Source organism: Pseudacidovorax sp. DMC4, from assembly GCF_056314265.1.
The window spans coordinates 48,941-73,296 of the sequence record NZ_JBQUYR010000018.1 but is presented as its reverse complement, the minus strand read 5'-3'; the positions used below and the strand labels follow the sequence as shown (position 1 = coordinate 73,296).

The window sequence follows — 24,356 nt, the reverse complement described above, 5'->3', positions numbered from 1 at the left end:
CGCGTCGTCATTCAGCCGCGCGCCAGTGCGACCAGCGCCAGCGTCATGGCGCCGTTCGGGTCAGCATAGGTGTCGAGTTCGTCGAAGTGCTGCAGGCCGGCCAGTGGCAGCCGGCGCGTGGGCAGGCCGGCGGCCTCGCGGGCGGCGGCGTAGTCCAGCGACTGCTGGCGCAGCTCCGGCTGCTCGGCCTCGCCCCAGGCGATGACCATCGGCGGCGAGTTGGCGGGCAGGTGGTGCAGCGGCGAGTGGCGCCGGGCAGTGGCGGCGTCCATGCCGAGCTTGTCGTTCAGCCGGCCCAGGCGGATCGGCTCCAGCTCGTACAGACCGCTGATCGCCAGGCTGCCGATCACGCCCGCCTCGTTCTGCAGGCAGGCCGTCAGGTGGCCCCCGGCCGACCAGCCCGACAGCACGATGGGCCGTCCCGTCTCGTGGCGCAGGAAGGCCAGCGCCTGCCGGCATTCCTCGACGATGCGGTCCATGCCGGCCTCCGGCCCCAGCGTGTAGCCCACGGCGGCAAAGCCCAGGCCATGCGCCAGCGGCCCTTCGGCCAGAAAGGAGAACTGCTCCCGTCCGCGCATCTGCCAGTAGCCACCGTGCAGGAAGACCACCAGCGGCGAGGCGTCGGCCGGTCCGAACAGGTCGATGCGGCAGCGCGGCGGCTCGGCATAGGGCACATCCAGCCGTGTGTCGGGCCGTGTGCGCCAGGGTGCGCTGCGCTCGGGCCAGCGGCCGGTGATGGCCTTGAAGTCGGGCACCGCGGCCGAGCTGTCGTAGGCGGCGTCGAGGGTGGGGCGGTCCATGCCGCGCCAGAGCGCCGGGCCGGAGGGGGTGGAAGCCGTCATGTTCATGGGTGCACCGGGGGGCGAACGAAGCGTTCGAGCTTAGGGCCAAGCCCGCTGCCCCACAATCAGGCACGCATGCCGCCCATCGACCCCGACGAGACCAGCCCCGCCCCGCCACCCCGCCGCGCGCCGCGCTTCGCGGCCCTGGAGCCGTTGCGGCTGCCGGTCTTCCGGTTGCTGTGGGGCACCTGGTTCATCGCCAACACCTGCATGTGGATGAACGACGTCGCGGCCGCCTGGCTGATGACCACGCTCACCACTTCGCCCATGTGGGTGGCGCTGGTGCAGACGGCCTCCACGCTGCCCGTCTTCCTGCTTGGGCTGCCCAGCGGGGCGCTGGCCGACATCCTGGACCGCCGGCGCTGGCTGGTGGCCACGCAGTTCTGGCTGGCGGGCTCGGCCACCGTGCTGTGCGTGGCCATCGGGCTCGACAAGATGAACGCGCCGCTGCTGCTGGCGCTCACCTTCGCCAACGGCATCGGCCTGGCGCTGCGCTGGCCGGTGTTCTCGGCCATCGTGCCCGAGCTGGTCACGCGCCCGCTGCTGCCGGCCGCCATGGGCCTGAACGGCATCGCGATGAATGCCTCGCGCATCGTCGGGCCGCTGGTGGCGGGCGTGCTGATCGCCAGCGCGGGCAGCGTGTGGGTCTTCGTGCTCAATGCGGTGCTGAGTATTGCCTCGGGTTTCGTCATCCTGCGCTGGCGGCGCGAGCACAAGGTCGATCCGCTGGGCCGCGAGCGGCTGGTGAGCGCCATGCGCGTGGGCGTCCAGTTCGTGCGGCAGTCGCAGCGCATGCGGGCCGTGCTGTCGCGGGTGGCCGTCTCCTTCTTCCATTCCAGCGCGGTGCTGGCGTTGCTGCCGCTGCTGGCGCGCGGCTTCCACGAGGGGCCGAAGGGCGGCGCCGGCACCTTCACGCTGCTGCTGGCTTCGATGGGGGCGGGCTCGATCATCGCGGTGCTGCTGCTGCCCCGGCTGCGGGAGATGTTCGACCGTGACCACCGCGTGCTCTACGGCTCGATGCTGCTGTCGGTGGGCACCGCCGTGCTGGCGCTGTCGCCTGCGCTGTGGCTGGCCGCCTTCGCCGTGTTCTTCTGTGGCGCGGCCTGGATCACGGTGGCCAACTCGCTGTCGGTGTCGGCCCAGCTGGCCCTGCCCGACTGGGTGCGGGCGCGCGGCATGTCCACCTATCAGATGGCCATCATGGGCGCCGGCGCGCTGGGCGCGGCGGTGTGGGGCCAGATCGCGGAACTGAGCACGCTGCGCGCCAGCCTGCTGGTGGCCGCCGTGACGGGCACGCTGGTGATGCTGGCCGTGCTGCGCTGGGTACCCGACGGCCCGGGCGAGGACGACATGAGCCCCGCCGGCACCGACTGGGCCTTCAACCCGCCGCCCGCTAGTGCCGGCGAGGACGGCCGCGTGGTCATCACCGTCGAATACCTGATCGACCCGGCCCGCGCCACCGCCTTCCATGCCGTGATGCAGGAGACGCGCCGCGCCCGACTCAGCCAGGGCGCCATCGCGTGGGAACTGCTGCACGACCTGTCGGCGCCCGAGCGCTATGTGGAGCAGGTGGTGGACGAGTCGTGGACGGAGCACCTGCGGCGCTTCCACCGCGCCACCGCGGCCGACCTGGCGCTGCGCGAGCGGCGGCTGGCCTTCCACCGCGGCGAAACGATGCCTGTGGTCAACCGCTACATCGTGCAACGCGGCTGACGCGGCGCCTCAGCCGCGCGGCAGGTACATCGTCGCCTCGACCTCGATCAGCACCTCGTCCCCGGGCAGGAAGCGGTTGACCTCCACCACGGTGGAGACCGGCGGCTCGCCCGGATAGAACAGGCCGCGCACCCGGTTGAAGAGTGCGTAGTCGGGCAGGCGTCGGAAGTACTGCACCAGCTTGACCACGTCGTCCATGGTGCCGCCCTGCTCGGCCGCCAGGTCGCGGATGCGGGCCAGCACGAACCAGCTCTGCGCCACCACGGGCGCCTCGAACACGTCCACCGACATCTGGCCGGTGGCGTAGCCCAGGCCACGCAGCTCGGCCTGCGCGGCCTCGGGCAGGTCCTCGTAGCGCGAGACGGCGCGGCGCGTGGCCGGATCGACGGCCACCACGCCGCTCATGAAGACGAAATCGCCGACCCGGCGGGCGGCGGCATAACGGGCCATGGGGGTGCCCATGCTCATGGGAAGACTCCTTTGCGACGGCAGGCTGCGTCGAACAGCGGGCCATTGTGGCCAAGCTGCGGCGAGGCACGCACGGGCTGTGCCGGGGAGTCCTGGGCCGCGGCTGTGCTCACCCGCAGCAAGCTGGCTCAGCGCCCCGTCAGCGGCTGCTGGCCACGCCCGTGCCGCCGTTCCAGTCGAACACCGCATGGGCCGTGGTGTAGCGGCCCACCTCGATGTCGCGTGAGACGGTCTGGCCATCGCGCGTGGCCGTCACCTGGTAGCGGCCCGGGTCCAGCCGAGCCACCATGTACGGACCGCCCGCCGTCACGTCACTGAGCACCACCGCGCCGCTGCCGGCGTCGCGTACCGTCACCTTGATGGGTGCGCCCGTTGGAAGGGGGCCCTGGCCCTTGGCATCGAACTCGAAGCTGGCAGGCCACCGCGGCTCCACCACCTTCATCAGCTTCGCTTCGTCGGGCGTGGTGCCGCCGCTCATGTACTCGATGCCGGCCTTGGTCATCTCGATGGGCGGGTTGTAGGTGGTCGAGGCATGGGCCGCGCCGGCGACCACGGCCAGCAGGCTGGCGGCCATCAGGTTGCCCACGGCGACCATCGGGTTGGAGATGGGGCGGGCGAGAGAGCGGTCGAGTGTGGGGGTGTTCATGATGGACGGAGGTGTGACAGGTTCGTTTTCTCGAAAGGACCGCCGCGCGGTGGTGGCGGGTGCGGCAGACCTCGTGTTTGATCAGGAGGCCGCGGAGCAGGCCACGCCAGCAACATCCGCGGAACCGGCTTCGCCGGGCCGCAGGATGTGCCCCCTACAGGGGGGAGGCGGAGCGCGAAGCGCGCAGCCTGGGGGTCTTGCTCAACCAGCCATGTCCGTGCCGGCCGGCCACATGAAGACCGCATGCGCCGGGCCCTTGGCGCCGACGTCGATCTGTCGCTGCAGCGCCTTGCCGTCCAGCGAGGCCGTCACGCGGTAGACGCCGGGGGCCAGCTTGGCGGCCATGAAGGGCCCGTCCGCCCTCACGTTGCGCAGCACCGTGGCGCCGGTGCGGGCGTCCTGCACCGTCACATGCACGTTGGCCGCGAAGTCGGCCTTGGCGCCGTCCTTGACGGCGAACTCGAAGCTGGCCGGCCACCGGGTCGCCGCCTGTTGCATGGCATGGGCCTCGTCACTGCCCACGCCGCCGCTGATGTACTCGACGCCGGTCGGCGCCGTGCGTACGGGGGGCAGGGTGTCGGCGTGCGCCACGCCCATGAGCGCGCCCATGCCGAGTAGCAGTGCAACGGCAAGGGGGCGGGCCGTACGGCGAGCGATGGAGGAGGTGAGGGTGGTCATGGCAATGTCCTTCCTTGGCTTTCCGTCCGCTGGATTCGCATCCCCGGCGGCGGAGCGGACGCCGTGGCGGCCGGGGAGTGCGCTCGACTTTCCGCCTGCCGCCTTAGGTGCGGCTTAAGGTCACCGCCCCGCCGCCGCACTGGCCGGCCCGGAGGGCGGGGGCGGGTCCGCCTGCGACGTTTGTTCTTCCGCCGATGAGACGGGCACTCCCGTGATGAACACGCCCGCGTACCGGTACAGCTGACCGAACCAGGGATGGGTCATGCGGAAATCCATCGCGAAGCGGTGCTCGTCGAGTGCCTCTTCCACGATGTCCGTGACGCCCGGGCCCAGCCATTGCGGAATCCCGATCCTGGCAGGGCCGAGTTTCAGCACGAAGCGAATCCCTCGGTAGCACAGGCGGCAGTCGTCGAGCCGGGGCGCCATCTCCAGACCGAGGAAGGGGTTCACGTACTCGATCAGCCGACCGGGGCCGGCGCATTCCCAGACGCTGTCGAAGCGGTAGACGCGGCCGTCGTCGAAGCGGATGGTGCGCCGCCAGTGCTGTCGCCCGCCGGCCATCTGCCGGACCACGTGCGTCGGCACCGCGACGGCCCGTCTTTCGAGCAGCGCGCCCAGCCAGGCCATGACGCGCAACACGGGTCGCATCGCGGCGGGAAACTCGATGTCCATGTGGCCGACGTCCGCCGCGGTGGTGCGGCTGTGGTGCGTCTGGAGGGCGGGCGGCAGCCGTGCCCAGTCCGCGCCCAACGCGCACTCCATCGGACCGGGAACGCTGGTGTCCGGGTCAAGGCCCGGACCGCGACCTGTCTGCGCGCAACGCGCCCCCGCGCAGCCCGAAACGTCTTTGCCGGCCGTGCGGTCCTGCGTCGGGGCGGATGCCTGGCCGCTCATGATGATGCCCCCGGCAGGTGCTTGAACGCCATGAGGACCACGATCATGACCATGGCCGTGAAGGCCGGCACGCCGAGCCAGAACCAGCAGCGTGCCAGCCGCCAGTAGATGGCCGGCAGCGGTGCATGGGCGCTGGCGGCGGCCTCGGCCAGCCGTCGCATCCGGATCTGCAGTCCGACCACCGGCAGCCAGCACAGGGCCGCCAGGCCATACAGCGCCAGGCTCGTGGCCAGCCACGGCGAATGCCATGACCAGCCCGCCATGGCGGCCATCCACAGGCCACTGAGGGGCTGAAAGATCACGGTCGGCGTGGTGAAGAGCCAGTCTGCCAGCACCACATGCCGGTTGGTGATGGCGATGTGTTGCACGTTGCCACTGCGGTCCGCCATCCACTTGTAGAAGGCGCTGCCCAGGCCGGTGCCGAACAGCAGCACCATGCTGAGGATGTGCAGCGACTTGAGGGCCGTGTAGCTCATGAGGCGGCTCCCTGGGCGCGTGTCGTGTCGGCGCGGGAGGCCGGCGCAAGGGTGGCGGGCAGCCGGCCCAGGAACTGCGCCAGCGGCTCGGCGTCGGCCACGTTGCCGGCCTCCAGCATGCGCAGGTTGTCGCGATGCAGCAAGGGGCTCAGCCCTCCGGCCAGGGCGGCGGCCACATAGGCCCACGCCTTCGGAATGTGCAGCAGCCTGGCCGGCGCACGTCCCTGGGCGGCCCGCAGCCGCTGCAGCCATTCGGCAAAAGTCAGCGGCTCGGGGCCCACCACGTCCAGCGTGCGTCGCGCCTGGCGCGTGCGCAGGCAGGCCAGGACCGTGGCGCACAGGTCGTCGACCAGCACGGGCTGGATGCGCTGCCGGCCGGTGCCCAGCACCGGGATCCAGGGCAGCCGCGCACAACGCATCAAGAGCCTTGCGCTGTCGCCGTCCGCTCCGTGCACGAGCGAGGGCCGCAGGACGAACCACTCGAGCGACGTGCGCCGCAATGCGTCGTCGGCCGCGCGCTTGCTGAGGTGGTAGGCCGAGAAGGCACTGTCGTCGGCGCCCAGTGCCGAGATCTGGATGACGCGCTGTACGCCTGCGCGCACGCAGGCATCGAACAGCGCCTGCGGGGCACGCACATGCACAGCTTCGAAGGTCTGGCCCTGCTGCTCGACCAGGATGCCGGCTGCGTTGATCACGGCATCGATGCCGACCAGCAGGGGCTGCCACGCCTCGGGGCGGTCGAGGTGGGCCAAGTCGAGGCCATGGCGGCGCGACACGGGGGCGACGGCGTGGCCTTGCGACGCCAACACGGCGGCGATGTGGCGCCCAAGAAAGCCGGAGGCGCCCACGAGCAGGACGCGCTGTGGCGAACCGCGCTGAGGCAGGCCTTGGCCGGCAGGGGCGGGAAGGGAGGCATCCATTGGGCAGGACTCCATGTGAATGAGCAGCCCTCAGTCTGGAAGCCGCCCGGCGGCGGCGCCTCCCGTTGGATCGAATCGGTGCAGCTTTGCGCTCCGGATCGATCATTTCGGAGCGGAAATCGCCGTCGTCCGCCCCTGCCGTGCCGATCAGCGTCTTGCGGCGGGGCCGTGCAGCTTGCGGTACTGGCCGGGCGTCATGCCCTCGATGTCGCGGAAGGCCTCGTAGAAGTTGGACTGGGCGGCGAAGCCCACGGCCAGCCCGACGGACAGCACCGAGGCGGACGGCTCGTCGCAGAGCATCGATTTGGCCGCCTCGATCCGCTGTTCGCGCACATAGCGGGCAAAGCTCTTGCCGAGCCGGGTGTTGAGCAGTTCCGACAGCTGGTGGGTCGTCAGGTCCAGCCGGGCCGCCAGCGCCGGCAGGCTGAGCGCGGGATCGACGAAGAGTTGCTGGGTCTGCATGAGCTGGAACAGCCGGGCCAGCGCGGCGTCGCAGTCGACACGGGCCAGCGTCGTGTGCTGGTAGGCGCTCTGCGCTGCTTCCTGGACTTCGGCCTCCAACTGCGGACGCTGGTGCAGCGTGGTCTGCACCAGCAGGAATGCCATACCGATGGCGATGGCATACAGCGCCGTGAAGCGCTTGTCCGGTAGGAGACCGGGCGCCATGCCGGCAAGCGCCACGGCGATGGCAAGCAGGAAGGCCGTGCCCAGCAGTCCGATCTCGGTCCGGAAGCGCGCGCGCTCCGGGCGCAAGGCCAGGAGGCGGTGGCCCAGCCAGAGGAGGTAGCCGGCACCGATCAGAAAGGCGGTCGGTCCCGCTGCTTCTTCAGGCAGCAGGAACGCAGCCAGCATGGGAAGGGCATGCCATGCGTCCCGCGGGCGCGGCTGGGCTCGAGCCGGCGTCAGCAGTTCGCGGCTGAACAGAAAGAAGCACGGCGCGACGGCGAAGAGCGCGAGGGTGTACAGGCGTTCGTGAGGCGCGGGCACATCGGCGTAGAGCCAGGCCGCATGCGCGCCTTGAAGGCCGGCCAGCAGCGCCAGCGTCAGCAGGCCCATGGTCTGCGCAAACGGCTGGCGAGTCCCGGAATCGTTGCGCAGTTGGAGAACAGCCAGCGCCGCAGCGCAGAAGATCGAATAACCGGCGAGAAGCAGAGCGAGGACGGTCACGGGGGGGCTCCGGAGGCTGCGCATTCTGCCGCCGCTCGCCGACCGCGCCTCGGCCTGCCGCTACCGCGCCGGGCGAAAGCAGGACGAAATGCCCAGTCGCCCGCTCACACGTCGATATTCGCCGCGCGCAGCGCATTCGTCTCGATGAACTCCCGCCGCGGCTCCACCTCGTCGCCCATCAGCATGGTGAACACGCGGTCGGCTTCGATGGCGTCGTCGATCTGCACGCGCAGCAGGCGGCGCACGGCCGGGTCCATGGTTGTTTCCCAGAGCTGCTCGGGGTTCATCTCGCCCAGGCCCTTGTAGCGCTGGCGGGCGGTGACGCGTTCGGCTTCGGACAGCAGCCACTGCATGGCGGTGCGGAAGTCGCTCACGCGCTCTTCCTTGGCCTTGTCGCCATCGCCGCGGCGGGCCGTGGCGCCTTCGCCCAGCAGGCCGCGGAAGGTGTCGGCGGCTTCGGCCAGCGCCGCATAGTCGGCGCCGTGCACGAACTCCTGCGTGAGCACGCTGCTCTTGATGTTGCCGTGGTGCCGCCGGCTGATGCGCAGCAGCGGCTTGTCGGTGCGCACGTCGAACTCGCTCGCCACTTCGGCCGGGATGCCGTTGCTGCTGATCTCGCGCAGGCGGGCCTGCAACGCGACGGCGCTGGCCTCGGCGGCCGCGGGCGTGTCCAGATCCAGGCGCACGCCGTCGGCGATGGCGCGCAGCGCCTCCGCGTCCATGAAGACGCCCAGGCGGTCGATGACCGATTCGGCCAGCTGGTGCTTGCGCGCCAGCGCGTCCAGCGTCTCGCCGCTGAGCACGGTGGGGTTGGCGCCACCGGTGTGCACGGCCGCGTCCTTCAGCGCCACGCGCAGCAGGAAGGCCTCCAGTGCCGGGCCGTCCTTGAGGTACTGCTCTTCCTTGCCGACCTTGACCTTGTACAGCGGCGGCTGCGCGATGTAGATGTGGCCGCGCTCCACCAGCTCGGGCATCTGGCGGTAGAAGAAGGTCAGCAGCAGCGTGCGGATGTGGGCGCCGTCCACGTCCGCGTCGGTCATGATGATGATGCGGTGGTAGCGCAGCTTGGCGACGTTGAAGTCGTCGGCCCCATTGCCACCGGTGGCGCCGGCATTGCCGATGCCCGTGCCCAGCGCGGTGATCATGGTCACGATCTCGTTGCTGGTCAGCAGCTTCTCGTAGCGCGCCTTCTCCACGTTCAGGATCTTGCCGCGCAGCGGCAGGATGGCCTGGAACTTCCGGTCGCGGCCCTGCTTGGCGCTGCCGCCGGCGGAGTCGCCCTCCACCAGGTAGATCTCGCACAGGGCGGGGTCCTTCTCCTGGCAGTCGGCCAGCTTGCCGGGCAGGCCCATGCCGTCGAGCACGCCCTTGCGGCGGGTCATCTCGCGGGCCTTGCGGGCGGCCTCGCGGGCCTTGGCGGCCTCCACGATCTTGCCGCAGATGATCTTGGCGTCCTGCGGGCGTTCTTCCAGGTACTCGGTCAGGGCGCGGGCCACGATGTCCTCGACCGGCGCGCGCACCTCGCTGGAGACCAGCTTGTCCTTGGTCTGGCTGCTGAACTTGGGCTCGGGCACCTTCACGCTCAGCACGCAGCACAGGCCTTCGCGCATGTCGTCGCCGCTGACCTCGACCTTGGCCTTCTTGGCCAGGTCGTTCTGGTCGATGTACTTGCCCACCACGCGCGTCATGGCGGCGCGCAGGCCGGTCAGGTGGGTGCCGCCGTCACGCTGCGGGATGTTGTTGGTGAAGCACAGCACCTGCTCGTTGTAGGCGTCGTTCCACTGCATCGCCACCTCGACGGTGATGCTCGTGCCGGGAATGCCGCCGTAACTGTCGGCCGGCCGCTCGCCGGTGGCGTAGAAGGCGTTGGGGTGCAGCACCTTCTTCGTGCCGTTGATGAATTCCACGAAGCCCTTGACGCCGCCGGCGCCGGAGAAGTCGTCCTCCTTGCCGCTGCGCTCGTCCTTCAGGCGGATGCGCACGCCGTTGTTCAGAAAGGAGAGCTCGCGCAGCCGCTTGGCCAGGATCTCGTAGTGGAAGTCGTGGTTTTCCTTGAAGATCTCGGTGTCGGGCAGGAAGTGGACCTCGGTGCCGCGCTTGTCGGTCTCGCCGGTCACGCGCATGGGCGAGACTTCGACCCCGTTCACCGTTTCCAGGATGCGGTTCTGCACGAAGCCCTGGCTGAATTCGAGCACATGCACCTTGCCGTCGCGGCGCACCGTCAGGCGCAGCATCTTGCTGAGCGCGTTCACGCACGAGACGCCCACGCCGTGCAGGCCGCCCGACACCTTGTACGAGTTCTGGTTGAACTTGCCGCCTGCGTGCAGCTCGGTCAGCGCGATCTCGGCGGCCGAGCGCTTGGGCTCGTGCTTGTCGTCCATCTTCACGCCGGTCGGGATGCCGCGGCCGTTGTCGGTGACGGAGATCGAGTTGTCGGTGTGGATGGTGACGACGATGTCGTCGCAGTGGCCGGCCAGGGCCTCGTCGATGGAGTTGTCGACCACCTCGAAGACGAGGTGGTGCAGGCCGGTGCCGTCGGAGGTGTCGCCGATGTACATGCCCGGCCGCTTGCGCACGGCCTCCAGGCCTTCCAGGATCTGGATCGCGCCTTCGCCATAGCCGGTGTCGGGCGTCACCTCGATCGGGATCGCCTTGTCGATCTCGGCTTCGTACACGGGCTCGGTCTTGGGCGTTTCAGGCGCGTCGGGCTGCTTGTTGTCGCTCATCTTTAACTTGAAGCCGCGAAGCGGCTGTGACTGTCATCTGGCTGGAACCCCCGCTTGGCGGGGGCAGGGGGTGCGCCACATGCACGCGAAGCGAATTTGAGGGCGCGTCGCGACCTCAGATTCGCATCGGCATGACCACGTACTTGAAGTTCGCGTCCTCGGGGATGGTCAGCAGCGCCGAGCTGTTGCCGTCCTGCAGGTCGACGCGCACCATGTCCTGGCCCATGTTGGCCAGCGCATCGATCAGGTAGGTGACGTTGAAGCCGATCTCGATGCTGTCGCCGCCGTAGTCGATGTCCAGCTCGTCCACCGCCTCTTCCTGCTCGGCATTGTTGGAGGCGATGCGCAGCAGGCCCGGCTCGATGTTCAGCCGCACGCCCTTGAACTTGTCGCTGGTCAGGATGGCCGTGCGCTGGAGGCTGGCCAAGAGCGGCGCGCGGCCCAGCGTCACGCTGTTCTTGTGGTTCTTGGGGATCACGCGGTTGTAGTCGGGGAACTTGCCCTCGACCAGCTTGGTGACGAACTCCATCGTGCCGAAGTTGAACTTGGCCTGGTTGTTGGCGAACTGCAGCTCGATCATGGGCGGCGTGTCGCCGTCGGCGTCGGACAGCAGGCGCTGCAGCTCCAGCACGGTCTTGCGCGGAAGGATCACCTCCTGGCGCGGCACCTCGACGTCCAGCGTGGCGCTGGAGAACGCCAGGCGGTGGCCGTCGGTGGCCACCAGCGACAGCTGCTTGCCCTCGGCCACGAACAGGATGCCGTTGAGGTAATAGCGGATGTCGTGCACCGCCATCGCGAAGGACACCTGCGACAGCAGTGCCTTCAGGGTGCGCTGCGGCACGCTGAAGGCCGGGCCGAAGCTGGCGGCTTCCTGCACCAGCGGAAAGTCCTCGGCCGGCAGGGTTTGCAGCGTGAAGCGGCTCTTGCCGCCCTTGAGCACCAGCTTGTTCTGGCTCGATTCCAGGCTCACCGTCTGGTCGGCCGGCATGGTGCGCAGGATGTCGATCAGCTTGCGCGCACCCACGGTGGTGGTGAAGGCGCCGTCGTCGCCGCCGAGCTCGGCGGTGGTGCGGATCTGGATTTCCAGGTCGCTGGTGGTCAGCTGGAGCTGGCCGCCGGCCTTGCGGATCAGCACGTTGGCCAGGATCGGCAGCGTGTGGCGACGCTCGACGATGCCTGCCACCGACTGCAGGGCTGCCAGAACCTGGTCTTGGGGTGCCTTCAGAACAATCATGTACGTCCTCTACTCTTCGTCCTCGATCTTCCCGGGCAGGGGCCCGGATGCCGGCGCATTGTCTGCGCCCCTTTTTGGGGTGGGGATGCTCATCCCTTGAGCGTCTGCTCCAGCACGTGCAGCTGCTGGTTCAGCTCGGTGAGCTGCTGGCGCTCGCCGGAAATCTTGCGCACCGCGTGCAGCACGGTGGTGTGGTCGCGGCCGCCGAACAGCTCGCCGATCTCGGGCAGGCTCTTCTGCGTCAGCTCCTTGGCCAGGTACATCGCGATCTGGCGCGGCCGCGCGATGCTGGCCGGGCGCTTCTTGCTGTACATGTCGGCGACCTTGATCTTGTAGTAGTCGGCGACGGTCTTCTGGATGTTCTCCACGCTGATCTGCCGGTTCTGGATCGACAGCAAGTCGCGCAGCGCCTCGCGCGCGAGCTGGATGGAGACTTCCTTCTGGTTGAAGCGCGAATAGGCCAGGATCTTGCGCAGTGCACCTTCGAGCTCGCGCACGTTGGAGCGCACGTTCTTGGCGACGAAGAAGGCCACCTCTTCGGGCATCTCGGCGCTCTCGGCCGCGGCCTTGTTGATCAGGATGGCCACGCGCATCTCGAGCTCCGGCGGCTCGATGGCGACCGTCAGGCCCGAGTCGAAGCGCGACACCAGGCGCTCGTGGATGTCGGTCAGGCCCTTGGGATAGGTGTCGCTCGTCATCACGATGTGCGACTTCTTCGCCAGCAGGGCCTCGAAGGCGTTGAAGAACTCTTCCTGCGTGCGGTCCTTGTTGGCGAAGAACTGCACGTCGTCGATCAGCAGCAGGTCGAGCGAGTGGTAGCGTTCCTTGAACTCGTCGAAGGTCTTGCGTTGGTAGGCCTTGACCACGTCCGACACGAACTGCTCGGCGTGCAGGTAGAGGATCTTGGCGTCGGGCTTGTCGGCCAGCAGCTTGTTGCCCACGGCATGCATCAGGTGGGTCTTGCCCAGGCCGACGCCGCCATAGATGAACAGCGGGTTGTACAGGTGGCCCGGCGTGCCGGCCACGTGCATCGCCGCGGCGCGCGCCATGCGGTTGGCCGAGCCTTCGACCAGGCTGTCGAAGGTGAGCTGCGGATTCAGCCGGTTCTTGAAGGCCCCGGCCGGTTCGTCGGGCGCTGCACCGCCCATGCCGGACATGCCCATCGGGCCGTCGCCGGGGCGCAGCGGTTCGGGCTCGGAGATGGACGAGGGCACGGCCTGCACCGTGACGGGCTGGCGCACCGGGATCTCGCGCGGCGCCAGGGCCAGTTCGACGGCCACCGGCTGACCCGACAGCCGCTCGGCCATGTCGGCGATGCGGGCGGCGTATTGCGCGCGGATCCAGTCCAGCTTGAAGCGGTTGGCGACAAAGATCGTCATCCGCGTCAGGTCGTCGGTCACCTGCGCGGTCAGCGGCTTGATCCAGGTATTGAATTGCTGCTCGGACAGCTCTTGCGCGAGCTGGTCGACACAGGCCTGCCAGAGGCTGGCACCGACCCCTTCACTCGACATGGCGGCTGCGCTGACCGAAGGGCCGCTGGGGGTTCATCGGCGCGTATGTCTGTTGTGGATAGTTGCGAACGGAAAGCACGCGCGATTCTAACTTGTCAAAAACTTATCCACACCCCTTGACGGGCGGCGGCATTGCTGGCTGATAAGCGCATGCATTGCTGCGCGTTCGGATGTCTGCGATAATTTCGGGTTCCCTTTTGCACCGGGCGGCCTCGGCGCGCGTGGTGCAAGGGCAGCCGGGGCCCGGCCGCGGACCTGATTGCAGCAAATTCGAAGGCGCGTGCCTTCGCGCTGCAATCCAGGGTCCGACTCCACATCACCAGACGGGCCTGTCGATCAGCACTCTTGCAGGAACCCTCGTCATGAAACGCACCTACCAACCGTCCAAGATCCGCCGCGCCCGTACCCACGGCTTCCTGGTCCGCATGAAGACCCGTGGCGGCCGCGCCGTCATCAACGCCCGCCGCGCCAAGGGCCGCAAGCGCCTGGCCGTCTGAACGGTGACGTGGTGGGCAGGCCCGCCTCTGGCGATGCCGCGGATTCCGCCGGCACGGGCCGGGGTGGGTTTTGGCCGACTGGCGTCGCGGGTCTTTGCCGCGGCCGCCGGCTGTTGCCAACTGCTTGTCCACAGCGCGTGAGCCTCGTTCCTCGCGCTTCGGGGCAGCCCCCTTCAGAGCCCTCGCCGGCTGCGCACGCGCAGGTGCCGGCGGCTTTGCTGCGCCTGCGCAACCGAGACCAGTTCCAGGCGGGTATGGCGGGGGCGACCATTGCACGCACGCCGCATTTCGCCTTGCATCGGCGTGCGTTGCCATTGCCGGTCGAGTCCGTCTCCGATGGGGAGGCGCCTGCCGCGGCGCTGTTTCGTCCGACGGGCGTGTGGCTGGGCGCCATGGTGCCCAAGCGCTGGGCCCGTCGCGCCGTCACGCGCAACGCCATCCGCCGCCAGATCTACACCGTCGGGCTCTGTCTCGAAGGCCAGCCGCCCGCCGCGTACGTGGTGCGCCTGCGCACGACCTTCGACCGTCGCCAGTTCGTCAGCGCCACCTCCGAAGCCCTGCGCCGCGCCGTGCGTGCGGAGCTGGAGCAGCTGTTCGCCCGCGCGCGCCGCACGGCTGCCTGAAATCCGACCGTCGCCGATGCAGCGTCTTCTGATTGCCATCGTCCGCGCCTACCGTCTGCTGCTCAGCCCGTGGCTGGGTGGCGCCTGCCGCTTTTCGCCCACCTGCTCCGTCTACGCCATCGAGGCGCTGCAGACGCACGGCGCGGCGCAGGGCAGCTACCTCACGCTGAGGCGCCTGGCCCGCTGCCATCCCTGGTGCGCGGGCGGGCACGACCCCGTGCCGCCTGCGGCCGGGGCCGGGCTGTTCACCTCTCTCGACAAGAAGTCCTCTTCATGAACGACATTCGCCGCACCATCCTCTGGGTGATCTTCGGTTTCTCGCTGGTGATGCTGTGGGACCAGTGGCAGGTCCACAACGGCCGCGCGCCGACCTTCCTACCCTCGACCAAGCCGGCCGTCACCGCCCAGGCGCCAACGCCCGCTCCCGGCGCCTCGGCGCCGTCGGCCTCCGCCGCCGGGGTGCCCGCAGCGGGCGGCGGCAGTGCGGCCGCCGCGCCGACGGCCTCGTCCACCTCCGTGCCGGCCGAGCGCGTGCAGATCGAGACTGATGTGTTCAAGGCGGCCATCGACCCGCAGGGCGGCACGCTCGCCCACCTCGAGCTCCTGCAGTACATGCAGGAAACCTCGCACGGCGGCCTGATGCCGATGGTGCGCCGCCTGCTGAACATGCCGGCCCTGCCGGTCGTTGAAGAGCCGGTCGTGCTCATGGACGACGGCCCGGCCAACCGCTACCTCGCCCAGACCGGCCTGCTGAATCCGGCCGGCGGTGGGGCCATGTTCCCCAACCACCTGAGCCTGATGGCGACCAAGCCCGGCCCGTACCGGCTGGCCGATGGCCAGGACACGCTGGAGGTGAGCTTCGAATCGCAGCCCGCCGGCGGCCTCAAGTACGTCAAGACCTACGTCTTCAAGCGCGGCGACTACGCCATCCATGTGCGCCACCAGGTGGTGAACGTGGGCGACCAGCCGCGCGATCCGCAGCTGTACCTGCAATTGCTGCGCCACGGCGTCGAGGCGCACGGCAGCATGCTGGGCACCAGCACCTTCACCGGCCCCGCCGCGTACACCGAAGAGAAGAAGTTCCACAAGATCGCCTTCGCCGACATCGCCAAGGGCAAGGCCGAGGTGCCGCCTGCGTCCGAAACCGGCTGGGTGGCGATGGTGCAGCACTACTTCGCCTCGGCCTGGCTGGTGGAGCCCACGCACAGCGCCGGCCTCAAGCGCGAGTTCCGCGTGCAGGGCCCGGATGCTCTGGGCCCCAACCTGTATGCCGTGGCCATGGTGGCCAACCTGCCGACGGTGGCGCCCGGCGCCACGCAGACGGTGGACACCGTGCTCTTCGCCGGCCCCGAGGAAGAGAAGAAGCTCGAAGCCCTGGCCCCCGGCCTGGACCTGGTGAAGGACTACGGCATCTTCGCCATCATCTCCAAGCCGCTGTACTGGCTGCTCGACCAGCTGCACAAGCTGCTGGGCAACTGGGGCTGGTCCATCGTGGCGCTGGTGGTATTGCTCAAGGCCGCCTTCTTCTGGCTCAACGCCAAGGCCTACGGCAGCATGGCCAAGATGAAGGCGATCAACCCGCGCATCATGGAAATGCGCGAGCGCCTCAAGGACAAGCCGCAGGAGATGCAGCAGGAGATGATGCGGATCTACCGCGAGGAGAAGGTCAACCCGCTGGGCGGCTGCTTCCCCATCGTGATCCAGATCCCGGTGTTCATCGCGCTGTACTGGGTGCTGCTGTCCTCGGTCGAAATGCGCCATGCACCGTGGATCCTGTGGATCCGCGACCTGTCGGCACCGGATCCCTGGTTCATCCTGCCGCTGGTCATGACGGGCACCACGCTGCTGCAGACCTGGCTCAATCCCACACCGCCGGACCCGATGCAGGCCAAGCTGATGTGGATCATGCCGCTGGCCTTCAGCGTGATGTTCTTCTTCTTCCCGGCCGGCCTGGTGCTGTACTGGATCACGAACAACATCCTGTCGATCACGCAGCAGTACGTGATCAACAAGCGTCTGGGCGTCACCAAGTAAACGGGGCGCTCACGCTTTGCGTCACAGGCCGCCTCCGGGCGGCCTGTTCGTTTGCGGCGGCCGCGCCATCGCCCCTGCCGACCCTGGCCAATGCTGAAAGAATCACCGCCATGCTCGCCCGTCTGAACGACCCCATCGCTGCCATCGCCACCGCCCCCGGCCGCGGCGCCGTGGGCATCGTGCGTGTGTCGGGCGCGGGCCTCGTGTCGCTGGTGCGTGGCCTGTGCGGGCGCGACCTCAAGCCGCGCGAGGCGACGTACCTGCCCTTCCTGGATGCCGATGGCAGCGCGCTGGACCATGGCCTTGCGCTGTACTTTCCCGGTCCCAATTCCTTCACCGGCGAGGACGTGCTCGAACTCCAGGCCCACGGCGGGCCGGTGCTGCTGCAACTGCTGCTGGCCCGCTGTCTTGCGGCCGGCGAAGAGGTCGATGCCGCCACCGGCCTGCCGCGCCTGCCGGGCCTGCGCGTGGCGCAGCCGGGCGAGTTCAGCCAGCGCGCCTTCCAGAACGGCAAGATCGACCTGGCCCAGGCCGAGGCCATCGCCGACCTGATCGACGCCAGCACCGAGGCGGCGGCGCGCAGCGCCGGCCGTTCGCTGGGCGGCGCCTTCTCGCGCGAGATCCATGCGCTGCGCGATGCGCTGATCCACCTGCGCATGCTGGTGGAGGCGACCCTCGACTTTCCCGAGGAGGACATCGACTTCCTGCAGCAGGCCGATGCCGCGGGCCAGCTTGCGCGCCTGCAGGCGCAGCTGGCGTCCGTGCAGCAGCGGGCCCGTCAGGGGGCTCTGCTGCGCGAGGGCATCAAGGTGGTGATCGCCGGCCAGCCCAATGCCGGCAAGAGCTCGCTGCTGAATGCGCTGGCCGGCGCCGAGCTTGCGATCGTGAGCCCGGTCGCCGGCACCACGCGCGACATCGTCTCGCAGACCATCCAGATCCAGGGCGTGCCGCTGCATGTGGTGGACACGGCCGGCCTGCGCGAATCGGGCGACGAGGTAGAGCGCATCGGCATCGCCCGCGCCTGGGGCCAGATCGAGGATGCGGATGCGGTGCTCTTCCTGCACGACTTGACGCGCGCCGCCCAGCATGACTACCAGGCCGCCGACGCCGAGATCCGCGCGGGCCTGGCCGGCCGCTTGCCGCCGCGCGTGCCGCTGCTGGAGGTCTGGAACAAGTCCGACGCGGTCGAGGCCGCCTCGATGCCGGCGCTGCCTGAAGAGGCCCTGCGCCTGTCGGCCAAGGCTGGCGAGGGGATCGAAGCCCTGCGCCAAAAGCTGCTGGCTCTGGCGGGCTGGCAGGCAGTGCCCGAGGGTGTCTACCTGGCCCGCGCCCGCCATGTGCAGGCGCTGCATCGGGTGGCCGGCCATCTCGACATGGCATCGGCCCATCTCGAGGCGCCGATGCCCGCGCTGGATCTGCTGGCCGAAGAACTGCGCCTGGCCCAGAACGCGCTCAACGAGATCACCGGAGAGTTCGGGTCGGACGATCTGCTGGGCGTGATCTTCTCGCGCTTCTGCATCGGCAAGTAACCGGGCCGCCAGCGCGCCGGCCGCCCTGGCGTTCCCGGCCGCGGGCTGCGACGAAGACTTCAGCCGCGTTGGAGCCGTTCGGTGGCCGTGGCGAGCGGCCCGGGCAGGCCCGAGAGCACCAGCGTGTCGCCGGGCTCCAGCACCGTGTCTTCCTCCGGCTCCATCGTGCGGCCGTGGCTGCGCCGCAGGCCCACCACGCGCACGCCCGCATCGGACAGGCCCAGGCGTGCCAGCGCCTGTCCGACCCAGCGGCTGCCGGTCTGCAGGGTGAAGCTGTCCAGCCGCTCCTGCTCCAGGTCTTCCAGCGAGGCATCGTCGTCCGCGCCGCGGAAGTAGCCGCGCAGCAGGTGGTAGCGGGCATCGCGCGCCTCCTGGGCCAAGCGGATCACCCGCCGCATCGGCACGCCGACCAGCGCCAGTGCATGGCTCGCCAGCATCAATGAGCCTTCCACCGTCTCCGGCACGACGGCGGTGGCGCCGGCGCGCCGCAGTTTCTCGAGCTCGTGGTCGTCCTGTGTGCGCACCACCACGGGCACCGTCGGCGCATGGGCACGCACCGCGGCCAGCACCTTGAGGGCGCCCGGCACGTCGAGGTAGGTGATGGCCACGGCGCTGGCCCGCGACAGGCCGGCCGCCATCAGCGCCTGCGGGCGCGCCGCGTCGCCAAAGACCACCGAGTCGCCCGCGGCGGCGGCCTGGCGCACGCGGTCGGGGTCCAGGTCCAGTGCCATGTAGGGAATGCCTTCACGCTCCAGCATGCGGGCCAGGTTCTGGCCGCAGCGGCCGTAGCCGCAGATGATCACGTGCTCCGCCGTGTCGATCATCTTGCGCGCCAGGCTGGTCACCTGCAGCGACTGCTGCATCCAGTCGCTGGCCACCAGCTTGCGCACGATGGCCTCGCTGTACATCACGATGAAGGGGGTGGCCAGCATCGAGACGATCATCGAGGCCAGGACCGGATCGCCCAGCCACGGCGGCATCAGCCCCCGGCCACTGGCCAGCGACAGCAGCACGAAGCCGAATTCACCGGCTTGGGCCAGGTACAGCCCGGTGCGCAGCGAGACGCCGGCCGTCGCGCCCAGCAGCCGCGCCAGCACCGTCACCAGCAGCAGCTTGAAGCCCAGCGGCACCATCAGCAGCACGACCACCAGCGACCAGCGCTCGACCACCACATGCCAGTCCAGCGACATTCCGATGGTGATGAAGAACAGGCCCAGCAGCACGTCGTGGAAGGCGCGGATGTCGCTTTCCACCTGGTGCTTGTATTCGGTCTCGGACACCAGCATGCCGGCGATGAAGGCGCCCAGCGCCAGCGACAGGCCAGCCATCTCGGTCAGCCAGGCCAGGCCCAGCGTCACCAGCAGCAGGTTGAGCATGAACAGCTCCTCGCTGCGGCGGCGCGCCACCAGCGTGAGCCACCAGCGCATCACGCGCGGACCGCCGTAGAGCAGCAGGCCGATCAGGGCGGTGGCCTTGATCAGGGCCAGGCCCAGGCCACGCAGCAGCGCCTCGGGCGGCGCACCCAGGGCGGGGATCAGCACCAGCAGCGGCACCACGGCCAGATCCTGGAACAGCAGCACGCCCATCACGCGGCGGCCATGCTCGCTCTCCAGCTCCAGCCGCTCGGCCATCAGCTTGACCACGATGGCGGTGCTGCTCATCGCGAGGGCGCCCGACAGGGCGAGCGCCGTCTGCCAGCTCATGCGCCAAGGGTCGGGCAGCAGGCGGGCCAGGGCCAGGGCACCCGCCGTGGCCAGCAGCATGGTCAGCGCCACCTGCAGAAGGCCCAGACCGAACACATGCTGGCGCATGGCGCGCAGCTTGGGCAGGCTGAACTCGAGCCCGATCACGAACATCAGGAACACCACGCCGAACTCGCCCAGGTGGCGCACGCCGTCCGAATCCTGCGCCAGCGCGAAGGCGTGCGGGCCGATCAGCACGCCGGCCACCAGATAGCCGAGCATGGGTGGCAGCTTGAGCGAGCGGCAACCCACCACGCCCAGCACGGCGGCCAGCAGGTAGAGCAGCGTCAGCTCGAAGGTGTTCATCCGCTGGATGCTAGCAAGGGCCATGCACTGCACCGGGGCGGGGGCAAGGCGCGCCGATAAAATCGCCCGATGAGCTTTCCGGCCCCGGACCCCGACGCGTTGCTGGCCCGCGCACGCGCCACTTTCGACATCGAGGCCGCCGCCGTGCTCGGCCTCAAGGCACGCGTCGGCCAGAGCTTCGTCGAGGCGGTCCGGCGCATCCTGGCCCTGCAGGGCCGGGTGGTGGTCATGGGCATGGGCAAGAGCGGCCATGTGGGCCGCAAGATCGCTGCGACTCTGGCCTCCACCGGCACGCCTGCCATGTTCGTGCACCCCGCCGAGGCCAGCCATGGCGATCTGGGTATGGTCACGGCCGCGGACGTGGTGCTGGCCATCTCCAACAGCGGCGAAAGCAATGAACTCGACGCGATCCTGCCCGTGCTCAAGCGCCAGGGCGTGCCTCTGATCGCCATGACCGGCGGCGCGACCTCGTCGCTGGCCCGGCATGCCGACCTGGTGCTGGACAGCGGCGTCGAGAAGGAAGCCTGCCCGCTGAACCTGGCACCGACCGCCAGCACCACCGCGCAGATGGCGCTGGGCGACGCGCTGGCCGTCGCGCTGCTCGATGCGCGCGGCTTCGGTGCCGAAGACTTCGCCCGCTCGCATCCGGGCGGCGCGCTGGGGCGAAAGCTGCTCACCCATGTGGCCGACGTCATGCGCCAGGGCAGTGCGGTGCCGCAGGTCTCGCCACAGGCCGGCATCACCGAGCTCATGCGCGCCATGAGCGTGCAGGGCTTCGGCGCCGCGGCGGTGATGAATGCCCAGGGCCGTGCCGAAGGCATCTTCACCGACGGCGACCTGCGCCGGCTGATCGAGGCGGGCGCCGACCTGCGCGGGATCCGTGCGGCTGACGTCATGCACCGCGGCCCGCGCACCATCCGCCAGGACGCCCTGGCCGTCGAGGCGGCCGAACTCATGGAGCAGCATGGCATCACCCGCCTGTTCGTCGTCGATGCCGAAGGCCGGCTGGCCGGGGCACTCAACACCACCGACCTGATGCGGGCGAAGGTCATCTGATGGCGCCGCAACCGCAGGGCGCCCGACCCGTGCTCAACTTCGACCCCGAACTGCTGCTGGCCGCGCAGGATGTCCGCGTCGCCTTTTTCGATGTCGACGGCGTGCTGACCGATGGTGGCATCTACTTCACCGACGCCGGCGAGACGCTCAAGCGCTTCAGCGTGCTCGACGGCTACGGGCTGCAGATGCTGCGCAAGGCCGGCATCGAGCCCGTGGTGGTCACCGGCCGCGACTCGGCGCCGCTGCGCGCCCGGCTGCAGGCATTGGGCGTACGGCATGCGCGCTACGGGGTGATGGACAAGATCGCTGCGTCCACCGAGATCCTGGCGGCCCTGGGCCTCGACTGGGCACAGGCGGCGGCCATCGGCGACGACTGGCCCGACCTGCCCGTGCTGCGCCGGGTGGCCTTCGCGGCCGCACCTGCCAATGCGCATCCGGAGGTGGCGGCCACCGTGCGCCATGTCACCCGCCTGCGGGGCGGCGAGGGCGCGGCCCGCGAGTTCTGCGACCTGCTGCTGTGCGCATGCGGGCGCTATGCCGGCCTGCTCGACGCCGCCATCGGGGTGCCCGACGCATGAAGCGCGTCGTCTCCGTCTTCGGGCTGGCCTTCGACCGGCTGAGCCTCTACCTGCCGATCATCCTGACAGGCCTGCTGGCGCTCGGCACCTACTGGCTGGTGCGCAACGCGCCGGAACTGATCAAGCCGCACGCCGCGGCCCCGGTCTCGCACGACCCGGACTTCTTCATGCGCAACTTCACCGTGCGCAGCTTCCTGCCCGACGGCTCGCTGCACAGCGAGATCAGCGGCCGGGAAGGCCGTCATTACCCCGACACCGACACGATGGAGGTCGATGACGTGCGCGTGCGCTCGGTGTCGCCCCAGGGGCTGGTCACGCGGGCCACGGCCAACCGCGGTCTTTCCAATGGCGATGCCAGCGAGATCCAGCTCTTCGGCAATGCCGTGGTGATCCGCGACGAAGGCAAGCTTCCCGATGGCAAGCCGGCGCCCCGGCTGGAATTCCGGGGCGACTTCCTGCATGTGTTCACCAACGAGGACCGGGTGCGCTCCCATCTGCCGGTCACGCTGATCCGGGGCAGCGACACGTTCAAGGCCGATGCGATGGACTACGACCACATGAGCGGCATCGCCAATCTGCGTGGGCGCGTCCGGGGCCAGATCATGCCGCCGGCCCCGGCGGGCAGGCGCTAGCCGTATCTGCGGGAGCCGTCCATGTCCGCCCCTGCCCTTGCCCCCCTGGTCTTCATCACCGGCGCGTCCAGCGGTATCGGGCAGGCGATGGCGGCCCGCTATGCCCAGGCGGGCTGGCGGCTGGCGCTCGTGGCGCGGCGCACGGCGCAGATGCAGGAGTGGGCGGCGTCCCAGGGCCTGGGGCCGGAGCGCTGCGGCATCTACGGCGCCGATGTGGCTGCGGTGGACAGCATCGTCGCGGCGGGCGAGGCCTGCCTGGCTGCGCAGGGTCTGCCCGAGGTGGTCATCGCCAATGCGGGCATCAGCGTCGGCATGGACACGGCCGAGCGTGCGGATCTGGACGTGATGGCCGAGACCTTCGCACTCAACAATGTGGGCTTGGCCGCCACCTTCCATCCCTTCATCGCCGCGATGGTGCGCCGGGGGAGCGGGCGGCTGGTGGGCATCGGCAGCGTTGCCGCGATTCGGGGGCTGCCGGGGCACGGCGCCTACTGCGCCAGCAAGGCGGCGGTCGTGGCGTATTGCGAGAGCGTGCGCACCGAGTTGCGCGACAGCGGCGTCCGGGTGGTGACAGTCTGTCCGGGCTATGTGGACACGCCGCTCACCCGGGGCAATCGGTATGGCATGCCCTTCCTCATCTCCGCGGAGGTCTTTGCCGACCGAGCATTCCGCGCCATCGAGGCCGGGGTCAGCTACCGCGTCATTCCCTGGCAGATGGGGGTCGTCGCCAAACTGATGAGGGTGCTGCCCAACGCCATCTACGACCGGGCGGTGCAAGGCCGCGGCCGAAAGCGCCGCCGGGACGAAGCCGATACGCCTCGCTGAGCGCTGCGGCGTCGCAGCCTGTCTGCTTGACCGACTGGCGTGCGGAGGGCTGTGGCAGGACCGTCACAAGCAGGCGCGCATGAAAAAGGCTCCCGAGGGAGCCTTTCATTGAGTCGTTCCGCAAAGCGGAACGGCAACGTGTGCGATCAGTAGTTGTTCCCGCCGCCACCGCCGCCGTAGCCGCCGCGACCACCGCCGCCACCGCCACCGCCACCGCCACGGGGGCCGGTGCCGTAGGGGCTGCGGAAGCTGCCGTCGTTGCCGCCGCCACCGCCGCCGCCGCGGCCGCCGTAGCCGCCGCCACCGCTGCGGCCACCGCCGCCGCCGCCGTAACCACCACCGCCGCCGCCGTAGCCGCCGCCACCGCCGCCGCCGCCGCCGCCGTAACCACCGCCACCACCACCGTAGCCGCCGCCACCGCTACGGGGCGGACGCGGCTCCATGGGGCGCGCTTCGTTGACCACGACACTGCGGCCGCCCAGCGGCTGGCCGTTCATGCCCTGAATGGCAGCCTGCGCCTCGGCGTCGCTGCCCATTTCCACGAAACCAAAGCCTTTGGAACGGCCGGTTTCGCGCTCCATCATGACCTTGGCGCTGGTCACTGCGCCGAACTGGCCGAAAGCCTGTTCGAGATCACCGTCGCGCACCGAATAGGGCAGGTTGCCGACGTAGAGTTTGTTGCCCATGAATGGGACTCCTGTAAAACACAAAGAAAAGCAGCGATGGAGTCCCGGGCGCAAGACCCGCAGCATGTTGGCCTGCGGGGCTGACGAAACTGACCGATCACCCAATGGCCTGCGGCTTTCCGGGCCGAAGGTCCACCCATTATGGGTGATTTATTTGGGAGGGGGGCAGGAATTTCCCTTGAATTGCAACAACCTCCGTGAGTCTGCGAAGCTTGCGCACACTGACATCGATGGCCCGGTGAAAACACAGGTTTCCTAAGTAGTCGGAAGAGATCATCGCGTTAATCGGGCGCGGTTGCGCCTCCTTTTTCTGACGCCAACTGCGGCAGGCGTTCCTGCGCCCGCACCCATAGTTCATGCTGCAGTGCGGCAAGAGCCGCTAGAATCTGCCCCGTCTTTGGGGAGTAGCCGCCTTCCGAGTTCGAGAAGGGCATGCGTCAACAGACTTGTACCGCGCCCCACGCGGAACATGGCGCATGCAGTGAAGACCTGGCGAGACCATTGACCACGCAGCTTCGGGAACAAGGCCGAAGGCGCTGCGTGGTCGATTGCGTCCTTCGGCCGAGGAACCCC

General features: G+C 69.3%; 23 protein-coding genes and 1 riboswitch. Of the genes, 10 read left to right on the top strand and 13 right to left on the bottom strand.

Features of this window, described 5'->3' with window-relative positions; all coding sequences use genetic code 11:
• Positions 1-11: 11 nt before the first annotated feature.
• Entirely contained in the window at positions 12-842 is an 831-nt protein-coding gene (locus tag ACT54X_RS26095; RefSeq protein WP_294376598.1) for an alpha/beta hydrolase, read from the bottom strand.
• A gap of 75 nt (positions 843-917) precedes the next feature.
• Between ACT54X_RS26095 and ACT54X_RS26090 the strand changes: the two genes are divergently transcribed.
• Positions 918-2,555, top strand: coding sequence for an MFS transporter (locus tag ACT54X_RS26090; protein ID WP_294376595.1), 1,638 nt, complete (start codon positions 918-920; stop codon positions 2,553-2,555).
• Positions 2,556-2,564: 9 nt separating this feature from the next.
• Here ACT54X_RS26090 and ACT54X_RS26085 read toward each other — a convergent pair whose 3' ends face one another.
• The 10 genes from ACT54X_RS26085 to dnaA form a co-directional block, all read right to left on the bottom strand.
• Positions 2,565-3,023, bottom strand: coding sequence for a RidA family protein (locus tag ACT54X_RS26085; protein WP_294376593.1), 459 nt, complete (start codon positions 3,021-3,023; stop codon positions 2,565-2,567).
• A gap of 139 nt (positions 3,024-3,162) precedes the next feature.
• The gene (locus ACT54X_RS26080) at positions 3,163-3,669 is read right to left on the bottom strand and encodes a carboxypeptidase-like regulatory domain-containing protein (protein WP_294376590.1); all 507 of its coding nucleotides are present in this window, start codon (positions 3,667-3,669) and stop codon (positions 3,163-3,165) included.
• 201 nt (positions 3,670-3,870) lie between these two features.
• A complete protein-coding gene (locus tag ACT54X_RS26075) occupies positions 3,871-4,347 on the bottom strand; it encodes a carboxypeptidase-like regulatory domain-containing protein (RefSeq protein WP_017760441.1) in 477 nt (158 codons plus the stop codon).
• 120 nt (positions 4,348-4,467) lie between these two features.
• On the bottom strand, positions 4,468-5,241 hold the full coding sequence (locus ACT54X_RS26070) for a DUF4166 domain-containing protein (RefSeq protein WP_294376586.1): 774 nt from the start codon (positions 5,239-5,241) through the stop codon (positions 4,468-4,470).
• On the bottom strand, positions 5,238-5,717 hold the full coding sequence (locus tag ACT54X_RS26065; RefSeq protein WP_294376583.1) for a DUF2269 family protein: 480 nt from the start codon (positions 5,715-5,717) through the stop codon (positions 5,238-5,240). The genes ACT54X_RS26070 and ACT54X_RS26065 overlap by 4 nt, the downstream gene beginning before the upstream one ends.
• Positions 5,714-6,637 carry a complex I NDUFA9 subunit family protein gene (locus ACT54X_RS26060; RefSeq protein WP_294376581.1) on the bottom strand — a complete coding sequence of 308 codons (924 nt, stop codon included), beginning with the start codon at positions 6,635-6,637 and terminating at the stop codon, positions 5,714-5,716. Before ACT54X_RS26060 ends, ACT54X_RS26065 begins: the two co-directional genes overlap by 4 nt.
• Before the next feature lie 147 nt (positions 6,638-6,784).
• Positions 6,785-7,804, bottom strand: coding sequence for a helix-turn-helix domain-containing protein (locus ACT54X_RS26055; protein ID WP_294376577.1), 1,020 nt, complete (start codon positions 7,802-7,804; stop codon positions 6,785-6,787).
• Between the two features lie 104 nt (positions 7,805-7,908).
• Complete coding sequence (gene gyrB / locus ACT54X_RS26050; RefSeq protein WP_294376574.1) at positions 7,909-10,530, bottom strand: DNA topoisomerase (ATP-hydrolyzing) subunit B; 2,622 nt, start codon at positions 10,528-10,530, stop codon at positions 7,909-7,911.
• Between the two features lie 115 nt (positions 10,531-10,645).
• The gene (dnaN, locus tag ACT54X_RS26045; RefSeq protein WP_234193406.1) at positions 10,646-11,764 is read right to left on the bottom strand and encodes a DNA polymerase III subunit beta; all 1,119 of its coding nucleotides are present in this window, start codon (positions 11,762-11,764) and stop codon (positions 10,646-10,648) included.
• An 89-nt stretch (positions 11,765-11,853) separates the two neighbouring features.
• Positions 11,854-13,275, bottom strand: coding sequence for a chromosomal replication initiator protein DnaA (dnaA, locus tag ACT54X_RS26040; protein WP_234193405.1), 1,422 nt, complete (start codon positions 13,273-13,275; stop codon positions 11,854-11,856).
• 362 nt (positions 13,276-13,637) lie between these two features.
• Here dnaA and rpmH point away from each other — a divergent pair, with 362 nt between their 5' ends.
• The 5 genes from rpmH to mnmE all read left to right on the top strand — a co-directional run bounded on the left by rpmH (position 13,638) and on the right by mnmE (position 17,958).
• Positions 13,638-13,772, top strand: coding sequence for a 50S ribosomal protein L34 (rpmH, locus tag ACT54X_RS26035; protein ID WP_006299042.1), 135 nt, complete (start codon positions 13,638-13,640; stop codon positions 13,770-13,772).
• 215 nt (positions 13,773-13,987) lie between these two features.
• The gene (locus tag ACT54X_RS26030; protein WP_294376788.1) at positions 13,988-14,395 is read left to right on the top strand and encodes a ribonuclease P protein component; all 408 of its coding nucleotides are present in this window, start codon (positions 13,988-13,990) and stop codon (positions 14,393-14,395) included.
• A gap of 16 nt (positions 14,396-14,411) precedes the next feature.
• Positions 14,412-14,672, top strand: coding sequence for a membrane protein insertion efficiency factor YidD (gene yidD / locus ACT54X_RS26025; protein WP_017760450.1), 261 nt, complete (start codon positions 14,412-14,414; stop codon positions 14,670-14,672).
• Positions 14,669-16,429 (top strand): membrane protein insertase YidC, encoded by a 1,761-nt coding sequence (gene yidC / locus ACT54X_RS26020; protein ID WP_294376566.1) that lies wholly within the window; start codon positions 14,669-14,671, stop codon positions 16,427-16,429. The genes yidD and yidC overlap by 4 nt, the downstream gene beginning before the upstream one ends.
• A gap of 110 nt (positions 16,430-16,539) precedes the next feature.
• On the top strand, positions 16,540-17,958 hold the full coding sequence (mnmE, locus tag ACT54X_RS26015; protein ID WP_294376565.1) for a tRNA uridine-5-carboxymethylaminomethyl(34) synthesis GTPase MnmE: 1,419 nt from the start codon (positions 16,540-16,542) through the stop codon (positions 17,956-17,958).
• Between the two features lie 59 nt (positions 17,959-18,017).
• On the opposite strand, the gene ACT54X_RS26010 is transcribed toward mnmE, so the two are convergent.
• Positions 18,018-20,006, bottom strand: a complete 1,989-nt coding sequence (locus ACT54X_RS26010) for a monovalent cation:proton antiporter family protein (RefSeq protein ID WP_294376785.1) — start codon at positions 20,004-20,006, stop codon at positions 18,018-18,020.
• Positions 20,007-20,075: 69 nt separating this feature from the next.
• Between ACT54X_RS26010 and ACT54X_RS26005 the strand changes: the two genes are divergently transcribed.
• From ACT54X_RS26005 to ACT54X_RS25990, 4 genes are read left to right on the top strand one after another with little or no spacing between them, the layout of a single operon-like run.
• Positions 20,076-21,062 carry a KpsF/GutQ family sugar-phosphate isomerase gene (locus tag ACT54X_RS26005; RefSeq protein WP_294376562.1) on the top strand — a complete coding sequence of 329 codons (987 nt, stop codon included), beginning with the start codon at positions 20,076-20,078 and terminating at the stop codon, positions 21,060-21,062.
• Entirely contained in the window at positions 21,062-21,640 is a 579-nt protein-coding gene (locus tag ACT54X_RS26000; RefSeq protein WP_294376557.1) for a KdsC family phosphatase, read from the top strand. Before ACT54X_RS26005 ends, ACT54X_RS26000 begins: the two co-directional genes overlap by 1 nt.
• Positions 21,637-22,272 carry an LPS export ABC transporter periplasmic protein LptC gene (lptC, locus tag ACT54X_RS25995; RefSeq protein ID WP_017760456.1) on the top strand — a complete coding sequence of 212 codons (636 nt, stop codon included), beginning with the start codon at positions 21,637-21,639 and terminating at the stop codon, positions 22,270-22,272. Before ACT54X_RS26000 ends, lptC begins: the two co-directional genes overlap by 4 nt.
• Positions 22,273-22,293: 21 nt before the next feature.
• Positions 22,294-23,097 carry an SDR family oxidoreductase gene (locus ACT54X_RS25990; RefSeq protein WP_294376551.1) on the top strand — a complete coding sequence of 268 codons (804 nt, stop codon included), beginning with the start codon at positions 22,294-22,296 and terminating at the stop codon, positions 23,095-23,097.
• A 146-nt stretch (positions 23,098-23,243) separates the two neighbouring features.
• On the opposite strand, the gene ACT54X_RS25985 is transcribed toward ACT54X_RS25990, so the two are convergent.
• Complete coding sequence (locus ACT54X_RS25985) at positions 23,244-23,783, bottom strand: RNA recognition motif domain-containing protein (protein ID WP_476349476.1); 540 nt, start codon at positions 23,781-23,783, stop codon at positions 23,244-23,246.
• A gap of 387 nt (positions 23,784-24,170) precedes the next feature.
• Positions 24,171-24,348, top strand: a riboswitch (yybP-ykoY riboswitch).
• The last annotated feature ends 8 nt before the right edge of the window (positions 24,349-24,356 follow it).

What these genes read in the sequence shown, in the direction of transcription:
- ACT54X_RS26060 (WP_294376581.1), bottom strand. Translation starts at nt 6,637, where the DNA reads ATGGATGCCTCCCTTCCCGCCCCTGCCGGCCAAGGCCTGCCTCAGCGC.
- ACT54X_RS25985 (WP_476349476.1), bottom strand. Translation starts at nt 23,783, where the DNA reads ATGGGCAACAAACTCTACGTCGGCAACCTGCCCTATTCGGTGCGCGAC.
- ACT54X_RS26010 (WP_294376785.1), bottom strand. Translation starts at nt 20,006, where the DNA reads ATGAACACCTTCGAGCTGACGCTGCTCTACCTGCTGGCCGCCGTGCTG.
- dnaN (WP_234193406.1), bottom strand. Translation starts at nt 11,764, where the DNA reads ATGATTGTTCTGAAGGCACCCCAAGACCAGGTTCTGGCAGCCCTGCAG.
- gyrB (WP_294376574.1), bottom strand. Translation starts at nt 10,530, where the DNA reads ATGAGCGACAACAAGCAGCCCGACGCGCCTGAAACGCCCAAGACCGAG.
- ACT54X_RS25990 (WP_294376551.1), top strand. Translation starts at nt 22,294, where the DNA reads ATGTCCGCCCCTGCCCTTGCCCCCCTGGTCTTCATCACCGGCGCGTCC.
- ACT54X_RS26000 (WP_294376557.1), top strand. Translation starts at nt 21,062, where the DNA reads ATGGCGCCGCAACCGCAGGGCGCCCGACCCGTGCTCAACTTCGACCCC.
- rpmH (WP_006299042.1), top strand. Translation starts at nt 13,638, where the DNA reads ATGAAACGCACCTACCAACCGTCCAAGATCCGCCGCGCCCGTACCCAC.
- ACT54X_RS26090 (WP_294376595.1), top strand. Translation starts at nt 918, where the DNA reads ATGCCGCCCATCGACCCCGACGAGACCAGCCCCGCCCCGCCACCCCGC.
- ACT54X_RS26095 (WP_294376598.1), bottom strand. Translation starts at nt 842, where the DNA reads ATGACGGCTTCCACCCCCTCCGGCCCGGCGCTCTGGCGCGGCATGGAC.
- mnmE (WP_294376565.1), top strand. Translation starts at nt 16,540, where the DNA reads ATGCTCGCCCGTCTGAACGACCCCATCGCTGCCATCGCCACCGCCCCC.
- lptC (WP_017760456.1), top strand. Translation starts at nt 21,637, where the DNA reads ATGAAGCGCGTCGTCTCCGTCTTCGGGCTGGCCTTCGACCGGCTGAGC.
- ACT54X_RS26070 (WP_294376586.1), bottom strand. Translation starts at nt 5,241, where the DNA reads ATGAGCGGCCAGGCATCCGCCCCGACGCAGGACCGCACGGCCGGCAAA.
- ACT54X_RS26065 (WP_294376583.1), bottom strand. Translation starts at nt 5,717, where the DNA reads ATGAGCTACACGGCCCTCAAGTCGCTGCACATCCTCAGCATGGTGCTG.
- yidD (WP_017760450.1), top strand. Translation starts at nt 14,412, where the DNA reads ATGCAGCGTCTTCTGATTGCCATCGTCCGCGCCTACCGTCTGCTGCTC.
- ACT54X_RS26005 (WP_294376562.1), top strand. Translation starts at nt 20,076, where the DNA reads ATGAGCTTTCCGGCCCCGGACCCCGACGCGTTGCTGGCCCGCGCACGC.
- ACT54X_RS26085 (WP_294376593.1), bottom strand. Translation starts at nt 3,023, where the DNA reads ATGAGCATGGGCACCCCCATGGCCCGTTATGCCGCCGCCCGCCGGGTC.
- ACT54X_RS26075 (WP_017760441.1), bottom strand. Translation starts at nt 4,347, where the DNA reads ATGACCACCCTCACCTCCTCCATCGCTCGCCGTACGGCCCGCCCCCTT.
- ACT54X_RS26080 (WP_294376590.1), bottom strand. Translation starts at nt 3,669, where the DNA reads ATGAACACCCCCACACTCGACCGCTCTCTCGCCCGCCCCATCTCCAAC.
- yidC (WP_294376566.1), top strand. Translation starts at nt 14,669, where the DNA reads ATGAACGACATTCGCCGCACCATCCTCTGGGTGATCTTCGGTTTCTCG.
- dnaA (WP_234193405.1), bottom strand. Translation starts at nt 13,275, where the DNA reads ATGTCGAGTGAAGGGGTCGGTGCCAGCCTCTGGCAGGCCTGTGTCGAC.